This window comes from Methylocaldum marinum, assembly GCF_003584645.1.
Taxonomy (GTDB): Bacteria; Pseudomonadota; Gammaproteobacteria; order Methylococcales; family Methylococcaceae; genus Methylocaldum; species Methylocaldum marinum.
The window spans coordinates 5,831,071-5,850,404 of record NZ_AP017928.1 but is presented as its reverse complement, the minus strand read 5'-3'; the positions used below and the strand labels follow the sequence as shown (position 1 = coordinate 5,850,404).

Sequence of the window (19,334 nt, the reverse complement as noted above, 5' to 3'; positions counted from 1 at the left end):
ATGAAGCTTTATATGACGCCCGGATCGTGCTCGACGGGTATACACATACTGCTGGAAGAACTGGACCTGCCTTTCGAAGCGTATCTGGTCGATCTTCTCGCGGGAGATCAGAACCGGCCCGATTATTTGGCCTTAAACCCGAAAGGCACGATTCCGACCCTGGTACGCGACGACGGCTCGGCGCTGACCGAGTTTCAGGCCATCGCCTGGTGGTTGGCCCGGACTTATCCGCAGGCGAAACTGCTGCCGGACGATGCCGACGGCGAGGCTCGGGTTTTAGAGGCGATGGCCTATGCCGTCGGCACAATCCACATGCAGGGTTTCACGCGTATATTCACCACCGATCAATACACGCCTAACGAGGCCGAGCGCGAGGCGGTCAAACAACGCGGCCTGGATATCGTGGCCAAGGGTTATGGGATACTGGATGGGTTGTTGCGCGGCCAGGAGTATGTCGCCGGGCGATTCTCCATCGCCGACGCCGCCCTGTTCTACGTGGAGTTCTGGGGCGATAAGCTCAAGCTCGAACTGCCCGACAACTGCCGCGCGCACTACCAGCGCATGCTCGCCCGGCCGGCGGTGCAGAGGGTATTGCGCGAAGAAGGCTATCGCGTTTAAAAGATATTTTATATCCCTTGGAACCAATAACCTTTTAATCCCCCCTGGAGAACAATAAATCATGACGGAAGACTTTGAGGGACATTGCCGCTATTTCCTCACCTATACCGGCGTAAAACTGCCGCTCAAGCTGATGACGGAACTGGAACCCGCCCAACTGGAAAACCGCAACACCTACTTCCGCGGCTATTTCGACGATCAGGACCGGTTGATCGGCCTGCAGAAAGTGGTCTACGGGGAAGTCGAAATGGAACACCGCTATACCTACCATCCCAACAGTGCCCTGAGCTCGGTCGAAATCATCGATGCCGACGGAGAACTGAACGGCATGACGTTTGACGAGAACGGCGAACTTCTCAAAAGCTGATGGCGCCGGCTAGCGCGCCATCATCAACGTGGAACCTCCGCAGCTCAGGAACCCGTTCCCGACGCCGCCATTGGGACTACGGGTTCGTCGGCAACGGATTGCCGACGACTGTACCGCTTTAGGTCGCGAATCCCTTCGCGACATTACGCTGCGCTGCCTGCTGCTTGCATCTTACTAAGCGGAACAGCGTAGCATGGCGAGGCCGGTTTGCACGCGTGAGCGCCGCTTGCGGCTACCCGCAGGGAATGTGCGGCGTGATTGGGCTGGGGTGAGGGCGATTCGAATAGTACTTTACTTTACGCGCAGTAATTTCCAAGGCGGAATCCACGAATGCTTGACTCGCTTGATCCGAGCGGGAAGCGCCGGCCTAGCTCACCTCGTCTATCCACGCCATCTGCACGGCTTCCAGCACTTTCTCGTTGCATTTTTCGGCGCTGTCGTCGAACCCGTCGAGATTCATGACCCAGTCGAGCAGATCGGTGAACCGCACGTATTTGGGATCGACGTCAGGGTGGCTTTCGGCCAGTGCAATGGCGATGTCGAAGGTATCGCTCCATTTCATGGATTGCTCCTCAGTGGATGGTTGCTAACAAAATCCGCAATGGGAAACCTCGCTAGGCATCGGCCCAGCGCTCGCTGCGCAAAGCTTCCGCCACCGCCCGAGCGCGCTTTTCGAAGGTCTGCTCCGAAATCTCCCGGCCGAGCTCGGCCGACTCGGCGAAAGTCCCGGCCTGTCCGGCAAACGCCCTGAAAGCGCGCTGCAGCAGCTCTGCCTTGGGATAATCCGCGCCCGATCTTCCCGGATAGGCTCGGTAGTCGCAGGTGCAGACCGCCAGCAGTTGCTCGAAACGCTCCGGGTAGCGCAAAGCCTCCACTCGTTCCAGCATGGTCGCTATCGCCGCTGCCCGCATATCGACGGCGCGGTGGACGCGATCGCACTCGCGCAGCACCAGCAAAGCCAGGTTGCGGCATTCGGCGGAAACCCTGAAGCGTTCGCAGACCCCTTCGACCAGGGGTTCGCCGCGGGCTTCGTGGCGATAGTGGGTAGGCCAGAATTCGCGTGGCGAAACCGCCTTTCCCAGCTTGTGCACCAGCGCCGCCCAGCGCGTGGCGAGTGGCGCATGGATACGCGCGGTCTCGTCGATGACGAGCAACTGGTGTTCGCCTACATCGACTTCGGGCGGATCGTCCGCGCTTTGCGGAACCCCGAACAAGGCATCCAGTTCAGGAATCAGCCGCGCCAGAGCGCCGCAGCCCCGGAGGACCTCCATCATTCGCGAAGGACGCCCCCCCATCAGGCCATGCGACAGCTCGGGCCAGGCAGCCTCCGGATTGACTCTGTCGAGCGCGCCGTCCGCCACCAGGGAGACAAGTTTGACCATGGCTTCGGGTGGCACCACAAAATCCGGGATATGCGCGGCGCACGCCGCCAACCGCAGGATATCCAGCGGATCGTCGCCGAGCGTGGGTGGTATCAGGTGCATGGTCATGACGAGCAGCTCACTTCGATGTGCCGCAGTTCATCCGGTGGCGATTCGGCGTAAGCTTCCATATCGGGTTGTTCGTCAAAAGGCCGTGCGAACAACCGGACGAGCCTGGCAACTTCCGCATAGTCCCCGGTCTCCGCTTTTTCTATGGCGGCCTGGGCCAGATGGTTGCGCAGCACGTATTTGGGATTGATACGGTTCATGCGCAGGGCCCTAAGCTCGTCGTCGGTGTTCCCCTCGGAACGAAGACGGGCGCGATAATCGGCAATCCAGGCGTCGTACGCTTCCAGATCCAGGATCTCTTCGCGCGCGCCGACCGCCGGCTCTTCGCTGTCCGTGCGCACCTTGGAAAGATTGCGGAAGCTCCGGGTGAAATCGTTCTTGCCACGCTGCAGGATAGCGAGAAACCCGTTCACCAATTCGGTATCGCTCTCGCGGAGTTCGTATAAACCCAGTTTGTCCACCCAGCGGCGCATGATGGCCTGGCCGTACACCGGAGCATAGCGCTCGAAAATGCCGGTAGCGATCTCCAGGGCTTCCTCCTCGCGGTCCGACAGCAGCGGCAAGCACGCCCGCAGCAGCCGCGAGCAGTTCCACTGGCCGATCTCGGGCTGGGCATAATAAGCGTAGCGGCCTTCGAAGTCGGAATGGTTGCAGATATGGTATTGTCGGAATGCATCCATGAAGCCGAAGGGCCCATAATCCAGAGTCAGCCCCAGTGCCGAGAAATTGTCGGTATTCATGACGCCGTGACAGAATCCCAGGGTTTGCCATTGTGCGATCAGCTTCGCGGTACGCTCGACGACTTCGTCCAGCCAGGCGGCATAACGGTCGGGACGGTCCTTAAGATGGGGAAAATGCTCTTCGATGACATGTTCGGCCAAAGGCGCCAGATGTTGTCGCTGACCGTTCTGGTAGAAAAACTCGAACTGTCCGAACCGCACGAAACTGGGGGCGACCCGGCATACCACACCCGCGGTTTCTACCGCTTCGCGATAGACGGGTTCCGGCGAAGCCACCAGGCTCAGGCAGCGGGTGGTCGGTACGCCGAGGGCGTGCATGGCCTCCGAACAGAGATATTCCCGAATCGACGATCTCAGCACCGCGCGGCCATCCAGCCCCCGCGAGTACGGCGTCGGCCCGGAGCCTTTGAGCTGCAGTTCCATGCGTGCGCCCGCGGGCGTCCTGACCTCGGCGATCAACAAGGCGCGCCCGTCCCCCAATTGCGGCACCCAGGCGCCGAACTGGTGTCCCGCGTAAACCGAAGCCGAAGGCTCGTACTTGGGCCACGGCCGGTTACCCGCCAGAATGTCCAGAAGCTTGGGCGATTGGGCTTCACTGATGTCGAGACCGAGCTCCAAAGCCAAGGGCGCGTTGAAGTGCACCATCTTCGGCTCCGGCAAGGGGGTGGCCGGCACCGGCGTGTGATAAGGCTCACCCAATTCCTTGTAGCGCGGGGCCAAGGGCAGTTCGCGATAGGAATGGCGCGGAGAAAACCCGTGCATCATCTCCGGCCGCACCGGTGCGCGCTCGGTTTGTCCGCGCCTGGACGAAGTCTTGCGACGAGCCGCTGCGGCGCCGTTTCGGGAGCTTTGATGGGTTTCAGTCATCGTTGCCACTCCCCGAAAAGACCTGCGGGTCGATCGTCCATTCTTCGACGACACGGCCCGATTCAACACCCGCAGGATCGAAGCTACGTTCCTCGAAATAGATCCGGCCGTCCCGGGCCATAATCAAGGCCGTGGTCGAACGGGTGCCGGATTCGGCTCCGATCACGAAGCAGGCCGACAAGCGTTCTTCCTCCGCGCGCCCGACACCGGTATCGGGCAAACCTTCGTAGGTGGTTTCACGATCCGCCAGCATCGAAAATCCCGCTGTCGCAAAGTCGGCCGGCGTTACCGGTTTGGCGGTACAAACCGGATCGTCGGCGCCTCTCACGTCGGCCTTGGACAATTCCGAATATGCGCCCAGCAACATCGCAAACCCGCCGTGGGTTCTCACATAAGAGCCCAGCAGCGTATCCAGGCGTACGCATTTGGGCCAGGGCTCGTCCAACAGCCCGTTGGACAGGGTGTGAATGCCGGGCGTCAAAGCCAGCGGCAAGCGTGCGCGGGTAGCGGCGTAGTACATGTGGCGGGGAGAACCGATCAGCAGATTGAACGGCGGATGGCCGCCTCGGGCACGAACGAAACGCCGCGCATGGACGACCGGTTCCTCGCCGGAAGAAAGATACTCCAGCGGAAGTTGCCCGCGGGTCGGCGCATCCGGATCCGCGGGCGCACTGTCGCGAAATGCCGTTACCAGCGAAAAGCGGCCGTCGCGGGCCACGCCGAACCAGGTTCCTCCCCCTGCCAGGTCGCGGCCACCCAGGCAGCCGGGCTCGTCCGTCCACCATGCGGCCGGCGCGGTCGGCCGAGTATGGCTTTCATCGCGATTGGCAAACAGCACCAGGGGAAAATCGGGGTGGGCGCCCCAGGCGAGCGCTACCGTGCTCATGACAAAACCCGACGCCGAGTCGAATACGGCTTCCGGCCGATGGAGCCGGCGGAAAAATCGAAAACCCGCCGGTTGCATTGACCCGGATACGCTGTGGTCGCAATATGAGCACTTTTACACATGACAAAACACCGATGCTAGAAGAAACGATAGCAGGCGACTCCGGCCCCTTGGCTTTTTTCAAGGCGCAGCACCAGGCTTTCGCCGAAACCCTGGCCGCCAGGCGGGGTCGAGACGACCTCATCGACGGGCTGTTGGAACAAGCCTTCAGCAGCTTCGAAGGCAACGTCGAAATTCAGTCCGAAGGCCTTCCCCCCTTGGCCTGCCATAAGGGATGCGCCACCTGCTGCACGCTCAGGGTCACGGCGACGGCCCCGGAAATCCTGATGATCGCGCGTTATGTCCGCTGGGCGTCGGCTGCCTTGAAGCGTGCCGAATTCGATCTGGAACAGCGGATCGTCGACGCCGATCTGGTCACACGGGCTCTCGGCGAAGAGCAGCGAGTTACCCTCAGGCGCCGCTGTCCTTTCATCGCCAATGGTGTCTGCGTCATTTATCCGGTGCGGCCCCTCGCCTGCCGTGGGCACGCCTCCTACGACAAGCGCGCTTGTGTCGAGGCGGCGGCCGGCCGCGCCGAAAACATACCTTTTTCCGCTCCCCACATGACCGTCCGCAGCCTGATTCAGCACGCGATGCAATCGGCCCTCCGGGACGCCGGCTACGCGTTCGGCGCTTACGAACTCAACCAGGCCGTTTGCATGGCCTTGGCCGATCAGAATCTCCTCGCCCAATGGATAGTCGGAAAGGACGTCTTTGCCGATGCCCTGGCCACCGAGGTCAGCCTCGAAGAAATGGCGAGCACTTTCGACACCCTCAAGACCGCCGGCAGCGCGGGATAACGCAGCGTATGCCCGCCGATGACTTTCGTGTTTCACGTTGCAGCGGCTGCTAGGCAGCGAGATCCAGGTCCATTCCGCGGAAGATCGAGCAACGCTTGAAAACCGCAAGCGAAGGCGGCACCCGCTTCTGCTGGCAATATTTCGCCACCAGCTTGGCTAGTCCCTTGATGTCGCGCCCGCTCGCCGTCGGAAACAGATCCGCGAGTTCGTCGATCAGAGGCGGCGCCACGTCGAGCGCAAACTGCTCGGTCATCACCGTCCATATTTTGCGGCGATTGTCCCGGTCCGGCGGATAAAACTTGATGAGCGCTATGCAGCGGGACACGATGGCTTCGTCGATGTCGTCCACCCGATTGGTGGTGAGAAACAGCAGGCCGTTGAAATATTCGAGTACCCGAAGAAATACCCCGACCACGGCGTTCATCGTGATGTTGTCGTCACGGCGCTTGATGTAGACGTCGGCCTCGTCGATCAGCATGACCGCTCCCCAGCGCTGGGCTCGAGTCAGAACATCCTTGAGCGCGGTTTCCATGGCAGCGACGTTCAAGCCCAATTGTCCGGAATGGACCCGGTACAACGGCCGCTGGATGATTTCGGAATAAACTTCCGCGGTCAAAGTCTTGCCGACGCCGGGCGGACCGGCGCACAGCACGGTCGTACCTCCGGACTTGCCGGCGACGATATCGTCCATCAGGACATCCATCTCGGCCGTCAGAATGTCGATAAGGTCGGTCTGCTCCTCCGGAAGAATCAGCTTTTGCTTCAAAGCCGGCTGATACTGGTAGGGCGTGATGTCGTCCACATGGACCCACAGATAATGGTGCAGTTCCAGGTGGAACATGAGGATGTAGAAATGCACGGGCAGCTGGGTAAACAAGCCCTTGGGCATGGCGGACACCGATTCCTGGACTTCGTCCTCGGCGTCGTAGCGATTGCTCTTGGCCGCCTTGCGCAAATAAGGTCCCAGGATATCGCCGGTGGCATCCAGGGTCAGCGCGCGCGAACTGAGAATGCCTTCATCATTGACCAGACGCGCGCTGCCGCCGCCGGACGAAAGCACGACCACGTCCTTCCGCGACCAGTCGGTGTCCCGGTGGGAAGCCGTCGGGTCCTCGGCGTAGAAGCCGGTGCCTTTACCGGAAAACTGGGCGCCGTAGCGCGCCCGCCAGTTGAAATAACGTTCGGCGGTCTCGTCGTAGCTGCGTATGAGTTCAGGTGTTTCTTTCAGAAAACCCTTGGCGGCGAAAATTTCGGCCACGGTCTTACCCGTGATATCGCTGGGCAGGATACGAATGGTATGGGAGGCAATCGCGCCCTTCGCATTGGCTTTGAGCTCGATGAACACCTTCCCGATTTCGTCGTTCGAGGCCGGCGTGTAGTCGAGCCGGGTAATGACATACGGCAGGGGCCGGCCGGCGACGCTCGCGGTAAACACCCAGCCGCGAATGGCATCCGTCGCCAAGTAACGAGCGATCGCGGGAAGCAGCATCTCCAGGTCTTCGGCCTCGAACCGTACCCCGTCATCGTTCATGGCTTTCTGCAAGGTGGCAAGCTGAGCCGCCTTCGCTTGCATGTCCGGCCCTCCCTGCCGGTAAAGATCGCCCAGGTAGGTCAAGGCATGGCTAGGCAACTGCTGGAACGGCACCTCGACGCGGTTTCCGAATTTCAGCTGTTCCTTCAAAGGCGCCAAATCCGGAAACTCCTCGACCATCGCCTCGACGTAAGGCCGCTCGATCTGAAGTTTCATTCTCTGCTATCCCCGATAAAACCGAATTTGAACCCGGAACACCGGCGCTAAGCCGCCTGTTCCGCCGGCGTCAGCGCCGTGATGCTCAGGGCATGAATATCTCCCGGCATCATCTCGCTCACCGCCGAATAGACCAGCCGATGCCGCTCCAGCATCGACCGCCCCTCGAAGTGGCGGGAACACAAGCTGACGAAAAAATGGCCGCCGCCCTCGTGGGCATGGCCCGCATGGGACCGGCTATCGTCGACGATGTTCAGTTGAACCGGCTCGAAGGCCTGTTCCAAAAGTACCCGCAATCGGGCAACGCGATCCGTAGTCATGGGCTGTTACCTCCACGCGATGTCAAAACGGTTGAGCAATTCGTCCCGAACCCGCGAGTCCTCCCCATCAGCAACGACCGTAACAACTGTATGGCCGTACCTTCTGGGGACGGACTCGTTGGGCGCACTCCGATCGGCCAATGCCTTACGCCACGGCCGCCCGGCGCGATTCCGTCGGCATACCAGTCAGCTCGGAAACGAACTCGGCGAGGGGCATGTCGATCCGCTCGATTCCCTGCTCCTCGATAAACCTTGCCTCGTTGCGGGTGAGGTCGCCTTCCAGCACCGCGAAATGGCGGTCGCTGGAGCGCTTCATGATCTGCCTTGCATAACTCCGCTCCAACTGGTTGCGGAAACGGCAGCCCAGAAACAGGAAGCTCCGGCCCGTCCTAATTTCCTTCACCCGCTCCGGAATCGGCGTCTGGATGTCGATCTCGGTGAGCACTTCCACGTAATCCGAATCGGAAATGATGAAATTGGACGCAGGCGCGATAGAACCCAGCGGCTTGTACAGCAGGGTTGTCCATCCGGCCGCTTCTTCAGGCTCCGCCTTGGTGCAGTCGGCACGGAAATAATGGACCCAATCGGCCAGGTATTCCGCGCGGCTCACACCCTGCACTTGCCCGAAATCGCTGCGCGAGGCCAAAGCCGCCGCCATGCTGGCGTCGTACCAGACATCGACAATCAGGGGCAGCGGATTGGCGAGGCCGGCCAGAAAACTGTGCAGGACAGTCGGCTCCGGCGGACTCTTGAATGCTTCCTGCAAAAGCCCCACCAGGGTCTTCCGGTGTTTGAAGTTCTCCACGTACTGACTGGCGGCCGTCAGATTCTTCCGGATCTTGTGCGGCACAGTGACCTTGGCGGTAATCAGTTCCACCAAGGTCTCCGGCGAGCTCGGGATCGAGCCGCCGGGAGCCAGACCGAGGACCTCCGGGCCGAGATACGGAATGATCCGTCCCGTCGCCAAATCGTCGGAGAACTGACTGACGGTCGGTGCACTCATGATGTAATCTCCGCGGCACAAGCCGCCTTCAACGCATCGACCTCGGTGCGCGGCAGCCGGAACAACCCGCGACCGCCCGACAATGCCTGGAAGCTATTGTGGGTGTGTTCAGTCAGGTATTTGAACCACTTTTGGGCCTCCACGGTGGACGGACGCTCCCCGATTTCGGCTACCGTACCGTCCGGAAAGAAACGGACATGAATCACGCTTTCCGACCGCGCCGCTTCGCCGGCCGCATTCGCGACCACGGCCGATTCGGTTTCAGATGGAGTAGCGACAGCTTCGTTGGTATCCATAACAATGACCCTCTGGTTAATGGTTTATAAGTTCGATTATGACTTTGTTATGTACGCCCAGGGCGGCTTGGCAAGCCAGCCTGGACAGCGATTCGGCCCCGCACACCTGCGTGAGCCGATCGCGTTCTGCCTGGCGCACCTTGGATAAGCCGCGCCAACCCTGCCGCACGAGCACATGGCACTCGCCGCACCGGGCCCGGCCGCCGCAGCGGTGGGCAACAGCCTCACCCGCCGCCGCGATAGCCTCGAGCAAATTGACACCTCTCGCCACTTCTACCGTCTTGCCCGAAGGCAGTACGGTCAGCAAGGCTTTCGCATTCCGCCTCTTTCCGGTCCGCAAAAAGCCCGACATGGCCTCAGAGGTAAATTGCCGAACCTGCCCCGATGTTAATCGAGGCATCCTTGGCGGTTTTGACGATGAAACCGACTTGGTCCTCCGTGATATGGTTGTGAAATGGCAACGCTACTGCCCGATCTGCAAGCTTCTCGGTAACGAAAAAATCTCCTTTGCGATAACCCAGATTTCCGTAAAAACGCTGTTGATGCAGCGGCCGGCAATAAGCTATCGCTTCGATTTTCTCGGTCGCCAGATCGTGGATGATGGCGTCGCGACTGGAACGCGAAAAACGCGTCCCGAGATGAACCAGGTAGAGAAACCAATGAGCCTCGTCCACGTCCGGAGCCAGATACGGCGGTTTAATGCCTTCGAAGGATTGCATGTGGGCGTTGTAATAGTCTTCGACAATCTTGCGCCGCTCCAGGATGCCCGGCAGACGCTGCAGCTGTACCAGCCCGAGAGCGGCGCTGATTTCGCTGAGTTCCGCCCGGTACGGCGGTGTTTCACCCAGTACCACCGAATGTCTTTCGTCAAGCCGGCGGGCACGGAAGGCGCGCAGCCGCCCGGCGAGGTCGCTGTCGTCCGTCACCACGATACCTCCCTCGCCGCAGGTTAGAGGCGACGGCTGCGACAGATCGAACACCGCGCAATCGCCGAAGTTGCCCACCAACTTACCCTTATAGCGAGAGCCTATCGCCTCGGTGGAATCTTCGATCAGCAACAATCCGTGTTTCTCGGCCATTTCCCGAAAGGCCGGCCACATCGCCGGATGACCGTTGGTGTTGCTTGCAACGATGGCCCGGGTTTTAGGCGTGATACCGGCTGCGGCTTTTTCGGGAACCAAGGTTCCCGACCAGTAGTCGACGTCGGCGAAGATCGGCGTCGCGCCGGCCAGGGCGACGCCGTGAACGGTTTCCCGGAAGCCGAAAGAGGAAGCGATGACTTCATCCCCGGGGCCGATGCCGTAGGCCTTGAGCACCAGCATGAGACCGATGGTGCCGCTGCTCACCGCCACCGCATGCTTGCGTCCGATATATTCCGCGAAAGCCGCTTCGAACGCTTCGACCGTGGGGCCCGCACTCAGCCGCGGCGACTTCAGGACTTCTTCGACCGCCTCAAGCTCGGTCATGCTGATATCGGGGTCTGAAAGCAAAATGGAAGGTGCGTTTTTCATGATCGATGGCTACCGTTTTTGGGCGACGATCAGACCGGTTGCGGCGGCCGGATCGCCGGTGATGCGTACGCAGTGTTCCGAAGTGTCTATCAGATAAACGCAAAGTTCGGAGGTTTCGAAAGTCGGGGTTTCCGTGCTCATGTCGCCGGCGTCGCAACGCGTCAACGACAGTCCCGGGAAACTCTTGCGTACGCTCGCACAACGCTCGGCGACGGGTGTGTCGCCTTCCAGAAGCAGGCGGATTTCGCCTAGGGCTTCGGTACTGAGCGCCATGGTCAGTCTCCGCTTACCCTACGCGCGTCCACGGTTATCGGCAGCGCGGTATCGGCGGCCATGGCCGGCAGCGATAACTCCCAGCCGTTCGCCAGCGTGACCATGCCGCCCCAAAGTTCCGGCTTCTCCTGGGAAACGATAGGTTCTTCCAGGTCTTTCTTGGGAACATAGACCGACAACTCGCCGGCGGCATTTCTTCTGATCATGACCTTCATGCGGTACTCCAGTTGGTTTAGGACAATAAATTCAAATTTTTATAAGGTAATTTAAAGCTCGTGACTTGCGCCGAAAGACATAGCCTTTGCCGTGACCCGGATTGAGACGAGCATCATTCCCACCCGTGCATTGACGACCTCGGCGCGAGATAAACTCGCGGCTCGCGCCAAAGCCAGAGGAAGAAAAACACCCCTCGGCCGAATCATGCCGCCTCCGCCGCGAACATGCGAACGATACCCGGCAGAATCTCGATGACCCGGTCGATTTCTTCCGCCGTGGAGTAGCGGCTCAAGGAGAAACGGATCGTTGCCAGCGACGCCTCGGACGGCAGTCCCATGGCCGTGAGCACGTGCGAAGGTTCGGTGCCGGAAGCGGTACAGGCAGCGCCGGCCGAAGCGCAGATCCCGCCCCGATCGAGCTTGTCGAGAATCGGTTCGGCCTCGACCGAACCCAGACATATACTGGACGTATTGGGAACCCGTTGTGCACCGGCGCCGTTCACGAAAGCCCCGGGCAAGCGCGCCAGCAATTCATTCTCAAGGCGGTCACGCAAAGCCGCGATGCGGGATTCCCCGGTTTCCAGCCCGGCTGCCGCCAATTCCGCCGCGATCCCGAGACCGACGATCCCCGGCAGGTTCTCGGTGCTTCCGCGACGCCCGCGTTCCTGATGTCCGAACAGCAGCGGCGGCAATTTCCGGCCCTTCCGCACGAACAGGACGCCTATCCCCTTCGGTGCATGGATCTTGTGTCCGGAGAACGACAGGAAATCCACCGGAACCTTACTGACGTCGACAGGGGTTTTACCCACGGCCTGGACGGCGTCGGTATGGAACAAAGCCCCCTTGGCCTGCGCTATGGCAACGGCTTCTTCGATCGGAAACAGGACGCCCGTTTCGTTATTGGCCCACATCACGGACACCAGCGCCGTGTCTTCGGAGATGGCTTGTTCCAGTTCAGCGAGATCCAGCTGCCCCTGGCCATCCACCGGCAAATAGCTCACTCGCACGCCCTCGCTTTCGAGGTGGCGCAGCAGCGCCAGAGTCGACGGGTGTTCCACCTGGCTGGTAACGATATGTCGTCGTCCGGGGGACAGGGCGAGGGCTCCGAAAATGGCCTGATGATTTGCTTCGGTGCCGCCACTCGTAAACACGATTTCCGGAGGCGTCGCGCCTAAAAGCGCCGCCACCTTCGCGCGGCCGGCAATGCTTTCGACCTTCGCCGATTCGCCGACCCGGTGTTTGCTCGACGGATTACCGTAGTTTTCCCGCAAACAGCGGGCCATCGCGTCCGCACACTCCGGCGCTACGGCCGTAGTGGCATTGTTATCGAGATAAATGATCGCGTCGCTCATTGCCAGAAAAGCCTGTCAGGGTCTTCGTTCAAAAGTTCGAGAATTTGAGACAGGGCGTGAAATTCGCCGTGCTCGATCCAAGCTCCGGCCTTATGATCCTTGCGGTAAAGCAACCAGCACCGCGATCGGTCCTGAAACTCGATCCTCGCGATGTCGATTACGCCGCCGTCCGGATCGATATTGCGGGAGCAACAAGGGCTCACGATTTCATAACCGGTCTCTATCCCGCGCACCGTAGGCGTTACGTACCGGTAACGCTTGCGCTTCGCGAGCGCACGGTCGATACGCTTCCGATCCACCTCATTGGGATGGGGACATACGGACATCGGATTGGCCAGCGCAAGATTGCCATTCATCGGATCAAGACCTCCGCTCAGATTTTAAGTCCCAATAGCCCTTTCCATTCGCTCGGTTCATTCCCGGCCTCGAGCTCGGGAAGGAGACCTACCGGAGCATATGCGCTTCGCACCACGCCGAGCCGACCTCATGCTACATCCAGATAGCAAGCCTTCGGTGGCGGACACGTCACACCCGTTAGGCGCTGCCGGGCCAACTTCGCGTACCGGCGAAACAGCGTTCCGACTGCTCGCTCGCTATCCGCCGGAAGGGTTCCTTCTTTCGCCTTCGCCCGGGACAGCGTCAATCCGGCCACGAGGATTTTTCCTATAGGATGCCGGCCACCTGCTCCCTGGCCTTTTCGGCCCGAAGCTCTTCTTCAAAACAGCCTACGACGCAGCCGTTCTGAAACTCAACCAGGTACACGGGGATTTTCGCTTCCTCGTGATAGCCGACCTGAACAATTTCACCTTCGCTGCCGGCGGCGACCAGCAAGGCTCCGGGCTCACGGTCAGGATAGCTGCCGTCGTTGAGAAGATCGGTCTCGGTCCAGACCCGTTGTCCCCACTGATAAATCGGAGCGCGTGGTTCGATCATGCCGGTTCCCCTTCGTCCGCAGCGGTTTTTGGTTGTTTCGGCGGCGGCGGATTGTCCAGGGATTCGATTTCGCGTCCCTTCATACCGACTGCATAGCCCCTATCGGGGAAGTCAACGGCATAGATGTAATACTGCTGCAGAAAAGTATTGATGCTCTTGATGAATCCCACCTCGCCTTTCTTGACCAGCACTTCTCCGATATCGCGTCCATTGAAAGTCCCGTCGTTACGGATCACTTTTTTCGATTTCACCTTTTCACCGAATTTGAACTTCGGCGGATCATTCAATTCGTTTACGTCACTGTCACGTACAATGTTGGTAGCCATATCGCTCCTCGATGAGTAAATGTGGGTTTAACACGCTTCCGGAAGTCTGTCGGGGTCGTACCGTCCGGAGAGACGCTCCTCGACCAGTTCCCGCACCGTGGCGTCGGGGTCGACGCGCATCGGAAGGAGTTCCGCGGGGTCGAGCCGAGTGGCGACCTCGTAGCGTACTCGCCAATCGGGATCTTCCCGATAATGCTTGAGCTGGCTGCCGTCCATGCGGCGTATTGCTTCCAGCCGCACATCCAATTCCGGGTCTTTCGCCATCGTATGCAGCCATTCGTGTCCCACTCGCCGCGCCACGACTTTGCGGACTTCCCGGTCGGAATCGTGCAGCATTCGCACCAGCATGCTCGGCGGCAGACGCCGAGCGACGATTTGCCTGACGTAATAATCGAGATCGTCGATCATGGTGACGAGATCCCGGATTTCCAGGCGTTCCGCAACCCGGATTCGCACCTCGCGATGTGGGTCACGGCTGAGCGCCTGAAGATGTCTGGATCGGAGCGGCAAACGCTGCGCAACGCTTTGCCGCACCGTTTCATCGGGGTCCGCGATCAAGCGGGGCAGCTGAAATACCTCGACGTATTTCGCCGCCACAGCGCGGGTCTCAAAATAAGGGCTGTCCAGGTATTCCTTTGCGAGCTGCGGGTTCCAGCGGAAAAAGCGATCAATGCGACGGGCGTAACGGTCATGTACGCAGGCATGTCCCAGCCTGCATCGCCCGTGAGCAAGCTCCGCGCGGCGTTCGCATCCGGAGCAGTCCAAAAGTCTGCCCTGCCAGTCGCGAGCTTCATCGATTTCAATCTTCTTCCTCATGGCCTAACCTCGCAAGGACCTCGAGCAGCACCTTGCCACCGAGCTTGTCGCTCGGATCGAGTTCCATCAGTTTTTCGATAGCGGCGCGCCCTTCGTCGAGTTGCCCCAACCGCAGTTGGAGATAACCGTAACCCTTCAAGGTAAACAGGAAAAACCGGGGTAGAATCGCGTCGAAGCTGCCGAAATCGGCATCCGCCGGTTTCACTGCCCGCCAATCCTCGGCTAACCCGTTATCTTTTGCGGCTTTCTTAAGGCAATCCCGCGCGACATCAAGCGCTTCACGCAACCGATTTTTATAGAAATAGAACCGATAGAGTCCGATGTACACCGCGGCATGGCCCGGTGCAGCGTCCCAGGCGGCCTGCAAATGCGCGAGGGCTTCCTCCTCACGGTGGTAGGAAAGACCCGCCAGACGCAGATGCGTTTCGGCAGCTTCCGGTAAGCCCGCGCCCAAGCACGCAGCCGCGGCATCCACTTCGCCGGCCGCAAAGCTCATCGGATCTCCCATAAGAGGCGACGCTTCGGCCGGATCGGTCTGCATGAAGGCGTCCTGCATGTCAACGCGCCCCATCGTTAATGACTGCTCTTGACTTGAATGGCGGATATCGACACGGTCGCCGCACTCGCCGACGAACTACTGCTGCAGGTACTGCAACCGGTCGAATTTGGATTATGGAAAACAAAACCGCTGGACGTCGGCGTCTCGGAGAAATCGATGGTAACGCCTTGCAGCAGCGTACGGCTTTCCTCCGGCAGGAATAACTTGAGGCCGTTATGAACGACCACAGTGTCGCCCGGTTTGGGCTCGGATTCCACGCTGAATTCGGAAGCCAGGCCGGAGCAGCCGCCGGGACTCACCGACAAACGGAAGCCGGCGTCTTCGCCGGCACTACCGAAACGCACCATGCGTCGGATAAACTTTTCAGCAGTCGGGGTGATTGTTAAATCCATGTTTTCCACCTAGGCGGCTTGATAACGGGGGTAGTTGTCGTCGATGACGCAGGTCTCCTCGATGGGGCAGACAGCGACGCACTGCGGTTGGTCATGATGGCCGATGCATTCGGTGCATTTGGCGGGATCGATGATGAAAAGACCATCCTTCGACTCCGAAATCGCTTCATTGGGGCACTCGGGTTCACAAGCGGAACAACCGGTGCAGTTGTCTTTAACGATTTTGTAGGCCATGTTTTCACTCCTCTCTCAGGCTGTTAAGGCCGTCTCCCGGAACCGAGCGCTCCGGGAGACGGGTGAAGACCGTAAAACGGTAGGAACTTAAGCCGCTTCCGCCGCGGTCAAAGCGCCCTGACGGATCTGCGCGTCGCCGCGCTCCACGTGCTGGATTTCGCCGCTCTTGACCTTATCCAAATAATCCTTGAAGTAGGCAATTGCGGACTGCTCGATGAACTCCCCGGCATATTGATCGACGGGATCTATGCCGGCCGCCTTGAGATCATTCTTCGGACAGCCGCCGATCTTGGCGACAAATACCGCGTGGCAATCGTTAATGGCGCGAATGATCGTGGCAAGAGAATCCTCTTCGCCGTAACCGCCCTGGCAATAGAGATCGACGCGGCGATGACCGACGAATTTGGCGCCCGAGGTGGAGAGCTCGTACACCTGGAACTCCTTGGCGTGCCCGAAATGCTCGTTGACTTTGCCGCTACCCTTGGTAGCTACGGCAATGAGCATCTTGATGTCGGAATGTTCGCCGGCAAGGCCCGCGAGCTCGGCTTTCTTGGCGTCAACCACTGCTTGACGTTCCTTTTCAACCGCTTCCTGATAAGCCTTGCGAGCTTCGAGATCGTAACTGACCTCCATTTCCATGACCTTGTCGGTGGTGAACTCGGCACTGCGGTCTTCGCCGAGAAGCCCGACGGCGTCTGCCCGGCACTGGCGGCAATGCCGCATCATGTTCATTTCGCCTTCGCAATTGTCTTGCAGGGCCTTGAGCTCTTGCGCCGTCGGACCGCGCTGACCGGTGAGCCCAAACACCGTACCGTGCTCGGGAGCCGAAATCAGCGGCATGATGTTGTGCAGGAAGGCGCCGCGCGACTTCACGGCTTTATTGACTTCGACGAGATGCTCGTCATTGATTCCCGGGATCATCACCGAATTAATCTTGGACAAGATGCCGCGTTCGGTGAGCATTTCGAGACCTTGCAGCTGACGATCGGTGAGGATCTTCGCCGCTTCAACGCCATGGTAGCGTTTCTTGTTGTAGTAGACCCAAGGATAGATCTTGGCGCCGACTTCCGGATCGACCATGTTAATGGTGATGGTTACATGATCGATGTTGTACTTGGAAAGCCGCTCCACGTGATCGGGCAAGGTCAGCCCGTTGGTCGATACGCACAGCTTGATGTCAGGCGCATATTTTGCGACCAGTTCGAAGGTCTTGAAGGTTTTTTCCGGGTTAGCGAGTGGATCGCCGGGGCCGGCGATTCCGAGCACGGTCATTTGGGGAATTGTCGAGGCGACCGCCAGAACCTTCTTCGCTGCCTGTTCCGGCGTGAGTTTTTCGCTCACGACGCCCGGGCGGCTTTCGTTGGCGCAATCGTATTTACGATTGCAGTAATTACACTGGATGTTACAGGCCGGCGCGACCGCTACGTGCATACGCGCGTAATGGTGGTGAGCCTCTTCGCTATAACAGGGGTGATTTTTGACTTTTTCCCAGATTTCTGTTGGCAAGTCGTTTTCGCCCGCTCCGGAACCACAACTGGCTTTTCCGGATCCACCCGAGGTGCCGCAGCCTTTATGCTCGGCGACCTTTTGCATGATTTCGTCTACGTTCGCTCCGGCGTGGTTTTCCGCGCCGTCGGCACCTGATTGATGCTGCTCTGTCTGCATGGCTTGCTCCTGTTCTATCTACTCGTGCTGTTCCATCCCCGATCGGTCTTCGCGGCATTTCCTCGTCGTGCGGCTGGACCGTCGGAACCGAAACATCGGTTGAACCTAGTACCGATTTTTACAGTGCAATCCGCGTACCACTCATAACATCCTTTATTATCAATATGATAGATATTGTAGAGGGTAATTAACTATGTCCGGACAAATACAAATCTGCCTACATTCACTGGAATTTGTTTAAAAGCGGACAAAAAAAGGGCGGTCCGAGACCGCCCAAGTCCGCCTTTCGCAACGGGTCGAGCTACATCATCGACTGCTCGTAATTCTGGATACCGATTCTACCGATCAGATCCAACTGGGTTTCGATCCAATCGACGTGCTCCTCCTCGCTTTCGAGTATTTTTTCGAGGAGTTCGCGACTGATGTAATCGTTTACTTTTTCACAATAGGCAATGGCTTCCCGCAGTAACGGAATGGCTTCCATTTCCAGAGCCAGGTCGCATTGCAACATTTCCGACGTATGTTCGCCGATTTTGAGCCTGCCGAGATCCTGGAGATTCGGAAGACCTTCGAGGAACAGGACGCGTTCTATCAGCCGATCGGCATGTTTCATCTCGTCGATCGACTCGTGATACTCCTTATCGTTAAGTTTGTGCAGGCCCCAGTTCTTAAACATCCTCGCGTGCAGAAAATACTGATTGATTGCAGCCAGTTCATTAGTGAGAACTTTGTTGAGATATTCGATAACCTTACTGTCGCCTTTCACGTGGAAAGTTCTCCTTTGGAATTGTTATAGCGAAAATAATCCAAGCGCCACACGCTCAATCGTCGTCGTCATCATCATCATCATCATCGCTCGCCGTGCGGCGACGCTTGACCTTCTTGGGATCGGCAGTGATTGGACGGTAGATTTCGATGCGATCGCCGTCGCTGACGGGACTGTCGAGCTTCACGAGTTTGCCGAAGATACCGACCTTCTGTTTGCTTAGATCGATTTCGGGGAAGCACTCCAGGATACCGGAGCGGCGGATTGCTTCTTCTACCACGCTGTTGTCTGGAATTTCCAGCCTCATCCAGACTTGCCTATCCGCTACCGCGTAACATACACCCACGTGCATTTTTCTTCACCTGACTTTAGACGTTTTCAGCCAAAGGTTGATCAATCGCCCGATTCGGTTCCGGCCGCTGGGCCAAACGCTTATCCAGCAATCGCTTGCCGGCAAGAATAAAGCCGAGCATTAAAAATCCGCCTGGCGGAAGGGCCATCAGCAAGAATCCGCGATACTCCGGAATCAGTGTGGTTTCCAGCCAGGCAAATCCGTCTCCCAGCAAAAGCGACGCATTGGCGAACAAGGTTCCGGCACCGCTGACTTCCCTGGCAGCACCCAGGACGACCAGCGCCAGGGTGAATCCCAGCCCCATCATGAGGCCGTCGAATAATGCATAGGCCGGGGGCTTTCGCGAAGCATAGGCTTCGGCGCGGCCGAGAATGGCACAGTTGGTCACGATCAGCGGAATGAAAAGTCCCAGTACCTTGTGCAGTTCATGCAGCCAGGCATTCATCACCATATCCACCAGCGTGACGACCATGGCGATGAGCGCCACGAAGACGGGAATTCGGATTTCCGACGGAATGAGCTGCCGTCCATAAGAAACCAGCAGATTACACATCATCAGCACGCCAGTTGTGGCGATACCCATTCCTAGCCCGTTGGTGGTCGTGCCGGTTACCGCCAAAAGGGGACACAGCGCGATACTCTGACTGAAGACGATGTTATTGCTCCACAAACCGTCTTTGGTCATTTTGAGTAAAGATTCGGACATG

General features: G+C 58.9%; 27 protein-coding genes. 3 read left to right on the top strand and 24 right to left on the bottom strand.

Annotation, left to right across the window (positions count from 1 at the left end):
• Both sS8_RS26395 and sS8_RS26390 read left to right on the top strand, forming a co-directional pair.
• Positions 1-618 carry a glutathione S-transferase family protein gene (locus sS8_RS26395; protein WP_119632364.1) on the top strand — a complete coding sequence of 206 codons (618 nt, stop codon included), beginning with the start codon at positions 1-3 and terminating at the stop codon, positions 616-618.
• Positions 619-679: 61 nt separating this feature from the next.
• Positions 680-985 (top strand): DUF6156 family protein, encoded by a 306-nt coding sequence (locus sS8_RS26390; protein WP_119632363.1) that lies wholly within the window; start codon positions 680-682, stop codon positions 983-985.
• Positions 986-1,352: 367 nt separating this feature from the next.
• Here sS8_RS26390 and iscX read toward each other — a convergent pair whose 3' ends face one another.
• The 4 genes from iscX to sS8_RS26370 are packed head-to-tail and all read right to left on the bottom strand — an operon-like array spanning position 1,353 to position 4,968.
• Positions 1,353-1,547: a Fe-S cluster assembly protein IscX gene (gene iscX, locus sS8_RS26385; protein ID WP_119632362.1), complete on the bottom strand. Its 195-nt coding sequence runs from the start codon at positions 1,545-1,547 to the stop codon at positions 1,353-1,355.
• Positions 1,548-1,599: 52 nt separating this feature from the next.
• Positions 1,600-2,475, bottom strand: coding sequence for a tRNA nucleotidyltransferase (locus sS8_RS26380; protein WP_119632361.1), 876 nt, complete (start codon positions 2,473-2,475; stop codon positions 1,600-1,602).
• A complete protein-coding gene (locus sS8_RS26375) occupies positions 2,472-4,082 on the bottom strand; it encodes a protein adenylyltransferase SelO (RefSeq protein WP_232020450.1) in 1,611 nt (536 codons plus the stop codon). Before sS8_RS26375 ends, sS8_RS26380 begins: the two co-directional genes overlap by 4 nt.
• Positions 4,075-4,968 (bottom strand): NRDE family protein, encoded by an 894-nt coding sequence (locus sS8_RS26370; RefSeq protein WP_170161275.1) that lies wholly within the window; start codon positions 4,966-4,968, stop codon positions 4,075-4,077. The genes sS8_RS26375 and sS8_RS26370 overlap by 8 nt, the downstream gene beginning before the upstream one ends.
• 134 nt (positions 4,969-5,102) lie before the next feature.
• On the opposite strand from sS8_RS26370, the gene sS8_RS26365 reads away from it, so the two are divergent.
• Positions 5,103-5,867: a YkgJ family cysteine cluster protein gene (locus sS8_RS26365; protein ID WP_119632359.1), complete on the top strand. Its 765-nt coding sequence runs from the start codon at positions 5,103-5,105 to the stop codon at positions 5,865-5,867.
• A gap of 49 nt (positions 5,868-5,916) precedes the next feature.
• Here the strand turns inward: sS8_RS26365 and sS8_RS26360 are convergent, their stop codons facing one another.
• The 20 genes from sS8_RS26360 to sS8_RS26265 form a co-directional block, all read right to left on the bottom strand.
• Positions 5,917-7,614, bottom strand: a complete 1,698-nt coding sequence (locus sS8_RS26360) for an AAA family ATPase (RefSeq protein WP_119632358.1) — start codon at positions 7,612-7,614, stop codon at positions 5,917-5,919.
• Positions 7,615-7,661: 47 nt separating this feature from the next.
• Positions 7,662-7,934, bottom strand: coding sequence for a BolA family protein (locus sS8_RS26355; RefSeq protein WP_119632357.1), 273 nt, complete (start codon positions 7,932-7,934; stop codon positions 7,662-7,664).
• Between the two features lie 145 nt (positions 7,935-8,079).
• Positions 8,080-8,937: an SIR2 family NAD-dependent protein deacylase gene (locus sS8_RS26350; protein WP_119632356.1), complete on the bottom strand. Its 858-nt coding sequence runs from the start codon at positions 8,935-8,937 to the stop codon at positions 8,080-8,082.
• A complete protein-coding gene (locus tag sS8_RS26345) occupies positions 8,934-9,233 on the bottom strand; it encodes a hypothetical protein (protein ID WP_232020449.1) in 300 nt (99 codons plus the stop codon). Before sS8_RS26345 ends, sS8_RS26350 begins: the two co-directional genes overlap by 4 nt.
• Positions 9,234-9,249: 16 nt before the next feature.
• Positions 9,250-9,585, bottom strand: a complete 336-nt coding sequence (locus sS8_RS26340) for a 2Fe-2S iron-sulfur cluster-binding protein (RefSeq protein WP_119632355.1) — start codon at positions 9,583-9,585, stop codon at positions 9,250-9,252.
• A 4-nt stretch (positions 9,586-9,589) separates the two neighbouring features.
• A complete protein-coding gene (locus sS8_RS26335) occupies positions 9,590-10,744 on the bottom strand; it encodes a DegT/DnrJ/EryC1/StrS family aminotransferase (protein WP_119632354.1) in 1,155 nt (384 codons plus the stop codon).
• Between the two features lie 9 nt (positions 10,745-10,753).
• A complete protein-coding gene (locus tag sS8_RS26330) occupies positions 10,754-11,017 on the bottom strand; it encodes a hypothetical protein (RefSeq protein ID WP_119632353.1) in 264 nt (87 codons plus the stop codon).
• Positions 11,018-11,019: 2 nt separating this feature from the next.
• Positions 11,020-11,232 carry a putative nitrogen fixation protein NifT gene (nifT, locus tag sS8_RS26325; protein ID WP_119632352.1) on the bottom strand — a complete coding sequence of 71 codons (213 nt, stop codon included), beginning with the start codon at positions 11,230-11,232 and terminating at the stop codon, positions 11,020-11,022.
• Between the two features lie 203 nt (positions 11,233-11,435).
• On the bottom strand, positions 11,436-12,584 hold the full coding sequence (locus sS8_RS26320; protein ID WP_119632351.1) for a cysteine desulfurase family protein: 1,149 nt from the start codon (positions 12,582-12,584) through the stop codon (positions 11,436-11,438).
• The gene (locus sS8_RS26315; protein WP_179952388.1) at positions 12,581-12,940 is read right to left on the bottom strand and encodes a DUF3024 domain-containing protein; all 360 of its coding nucleotides are present in this window, start codon (positions 12,938-12,940) and stop codon (positions 12,581-12,583) included. The genes sS8_RS26320 and sS8_RS26315 overlap by 4 nt, the downstream gene beginning before the upstream one ends.
• 307 nt (positions 12,941-13,247) lie before the next feature.
• Positions 13,248-13,517, bottom strand: a complete 270-nt coding sequence (locus tag sS8_RS26310) for a nitrogen fixation protein NifZ (RefSeq protein WP_119632350.1) — start codon at positions 13,515-13,517, stop codon at positions 13,248-13,250.
• On the bottom strand, positions 13,514-13,843 hold the full coding sequence (locus tag sS8_RS26305) for a nitrogen fixation protein NifZ (protein ID WP_119632349.1): 330 nt from the start codon (positions 13,841-13,843) through the stop codon (positions 13,514-13,516). Before sS8_RS26305 ends, sS8_RS26310 begins: the two co-directional genes overlap by 4 nt.
• A 27-nt stretch (positions 13,844-13,870) precedes the next feature.
• Positions 13,871-14,659, bottom strand: coding sequence for a 4Fe4S-binding leucine-rich repeat protein (locus tag sS8_RS26300; RefSeq protein ID WP_119632348.1), 789 nt, complete (start codon positions 14,657-14,659; stop codon positions 13,871-13,873).
• Positions 14,643-15,230 (bottom strand): tetratricopeptide repeat protein, encoded by a 588-nt coding sequence (locus sS8_RS26295; RefSeq protein ID WP_232020448.1) that lies wholly within the window; start codon positions 15,228-15,230, stop codon positions 14,643-14,645. The genes sS8_RS26300 and sS8_RS26295 overlap by 17 nt, the downstream gene beginning before the upstream one ends.
• 2 nt (positions 15,231-15,232) lie before the next feature.
• A complete protein-coding gene (locus tag sS8_RS26290) occupies positions 15,233-15,610 on the bottom strand; it encodes a HesB/IscA family protein (protein ID WP_119633030.1) in 378 nt (125 codons plus the stop codon).
• Positions 15,611-15,619: 9 nt separating this feature from the next.
• Entirely contained in the window at positions 15,620-15,844 is a 225-nt protein-coding gene (locus tag sS8_RS26285) for a 4Fe-4S binding protein (RefSeq protein ID WP_119632347.1), read from the bottom strand.
• Positions 15,845-15,931: 87 nt separating this feature from the next.
• Positions 15,932-17,509 (bottom strand): nitrogenase cofactor biosynthesis protein NifB, encoded by a 1,578-nt coding sequence (gene nifB / locus sS8_RS26280; protein WP_197716639.1) that lies wholly within the window; start codon positions 17,507-17,509, stop codon positions 15,932-15,934.
• A 301-nt stretch (positions 17,510-17,810) separates the two neighbouring features.
• Positions 17,811-18,275, bottom strand: coding sequence for a bacterioferritin (gene bfr, locus sS8_RS26275; protein WP_119632346.1), 465 nt, complete (start codon positions 18,273-18,275; stop codon positions 17,811-17,813).
• Positions 18,276-18,330: 55 nt separating this feature from the next.
• Positions 18,331-18,627 carry an RnfH family protein gene (locus tag sS8_RS26270; protein WP_119632345.1) on the bottom strand — a complete coding sequence of 99 codons (297 nt, stop codon included), beginning with the start codon at positions 18,625-18,627 and terminating at the stop codon, positions 18,331-18,333.
• Between the two features lie 16 nt (positions 18,628-18,643).
• Positions 18,644-19,333 carry an electron transport complex subunit E gene (locus sS8_RS26265; protein WP_119632344.1) on the bottom strand — a complete coding sequence of 230 codons (690 nt, stop codon included), beginning with the start codon at positions 19,331-19,333 and terminating at the stop codon, positions 18,644-18,646.
• Position 19,334 lies beyond the last annotated feature (1 nt).

Bases quoted from the DNA above. Each gene is read 5' to 3' on its own strand.
- sS8_RS26395 (WP_119632364.1), top strand. From the start codon at position 1: ATGAAGCTTTATATGACGCCCGGATCGTGCTCGACGGGTATACACATA.
- sS8_RS26390 (WP_119632363.1), top strand. From the start codon at position 680: ATGACGGAAGACTTTGAGGGACATTGCCGCTATTTCCTCACCTATACC.
- iscX (WP_119632362.1), bottom strand. From the start codon at position 1,547: ATGAAATGGAGCGATACCTTCGACATCGCCATTGCACTGGCCGAAAGC.
- sS8_RS26380 (WP_119632361.1), bottom strand. From the start codon at position 2,475: ATGACCATGCACCTGATACCACCCACGCTCGGCGACGATCCGCTGGAT.
- sS8_RS26375 (WP_232020450.1), bottom strand. From the start codon at position 4,082: ATGACTGAAACCCATCAAAGCTCCCGAAACGGCGCCGCAGCGGCTCGT.
- sS8_RS26370 (WP_170161275.1), bottom strand. From the start codon at position 4,968: ATGAGCACGGTAGCGCTCGCCTGGGGCGCCCACCCCGATTTTCCCCTG.
- sS8_RS26365 (WP_119632359.1), top strand. From the start codon at position 5,103: ATGCTAGAAGAAACGATAGCAGGCGACTCCGGCCCCTTGGCTTTTTTC.
- sS8_RS26360 (WP_119632358.1), bottom strand. From the start codon at position 7,614: ATGAAACTTCAGATCGAGCGGCCTTACGTCGAGGCGATGGTCGAGGAG.
- sS8_RS26355 (WP_119632357.1), bottom strand. From the start codon at position 7,934: ATGACTACGGATCGCGTTGCCCGATTGCGGGTACTTTTGGAACAGGCC.
- sS8_RS26350 (WP_119632356.1), bottom strand. From the start codon at position 8,937: ATGAGTGCACCGACCGTCAGTCAGTTCTCCGACGATTTGGCGACGGGA.
- sS8_RS26345 (WP_232020449.1), bottom strand. From the start codon at position 9,233: ATGGATACCAACGAAGCTGTCGCTACTCCATCTGAAACCGAATCGGCC.
- sS8_RS26340 (WP_119632355.1), bottom strand. From the start codon at position 9,585: ATGTCGGGCTTTTTGCGGACCGGAAAGAGGCGGAATGCGAAAGCCTTG.
- sS8_RS26335 (WP_119632354.1), bottom strand. From the start codon at position 10,744: ATGAAAAACGCACCTTCCATTTTGCTTTCAGACCCCGATATCAGCATG.
- sS8_RS26330 (WP_119632353.1), bottom strand. From the start codon at position 11,017: ATGGCGCTCAGTACCGAAGCCCTAGGCGAAATCCGCCTGCTTCTGGAA.
- nifT (WP_119632352.1), bottom strand. From the start codon at position 11,232: ATGAAGGTCATGATCAGAAGAAATGCCGCCGGCGAGTTGTCGGTCTAT.
- sS8_RS26320 (WP_119632351.1), bottom strand. From the start codon at position 12,584: ATGAGCGACGCGATCATTTATCTCGATAACAATGCCACTACGGCCGTA.
- sS8_RS26315 (WP_179952388.1), bottom strand. From the start codon at position 12,940: ATGAATGGCAATCTTGCGCTGGCCAATCCGATGTCCGTATGTCCCCAT.
- sS8_RS26310 (WP_119632350.1), bottom strand. From the start codon at position 13,517: ATGATCGAACCACGCGCTCCGATTTATCAGTGGGGACAACGGGTCTGG.
- sS8_RS26305 (WP_119632349.1), bottom strand. From the start codon at position 13,843: ATGGCTACCAACATTGTACGTGACAGTGACGTAAACGAATTGAATGAT.
- sS8_RS26300 (WP_119632348.1), bottom strand. From the start codon at position 14,659: ATGAGGAAGAAGATTGAAATCGATGAAGCTCGCGACTGGCAGGGCAGA.
- sS8_RS26295 (WP_232020448.1), bottom strand. From the start codon at position 15,230: ATGGGGCGCGTTGACATGCAGGACGCCTTCATGCAGACCGATCCGGCC.
- sS8_RS26290 (WP_119633030.1), bottom strand. From the start codon at position 15,610: ATGGATTTAACAATCACCCCGACTGCTGAAAAGTTTATCCGACGCATG.
- sS8_RS26285 (WP_119632347.1), bottom strand. From the start codon at position 15,844: ATGGCCTACAAAATCGTTAAAGACAACTGCACCGGTTGTTCCGCTTGT.
- nifB (WP_197716639.1), bottom strand. From the start codon at position 17,509: ATGCAGACAGAGCAGCATCAATCAGGTGCCGACGGCGCGGAAAACCAC.
- sS8_RS26270 (WP_119632345.1), bottom strand. From the start codon at position 18,627: ATGCACGTGGGTGTATGTTACGCGGTAGCGGATAGGCAAGTCTGGATG.
- sS8_RS26265 (WP_119632344.1), bottom strand. From the start codon at position 19,333: ATGTCCGAATCTTTACTCAAAATGACCAAAGACGGTTTGTGGAGCAAT.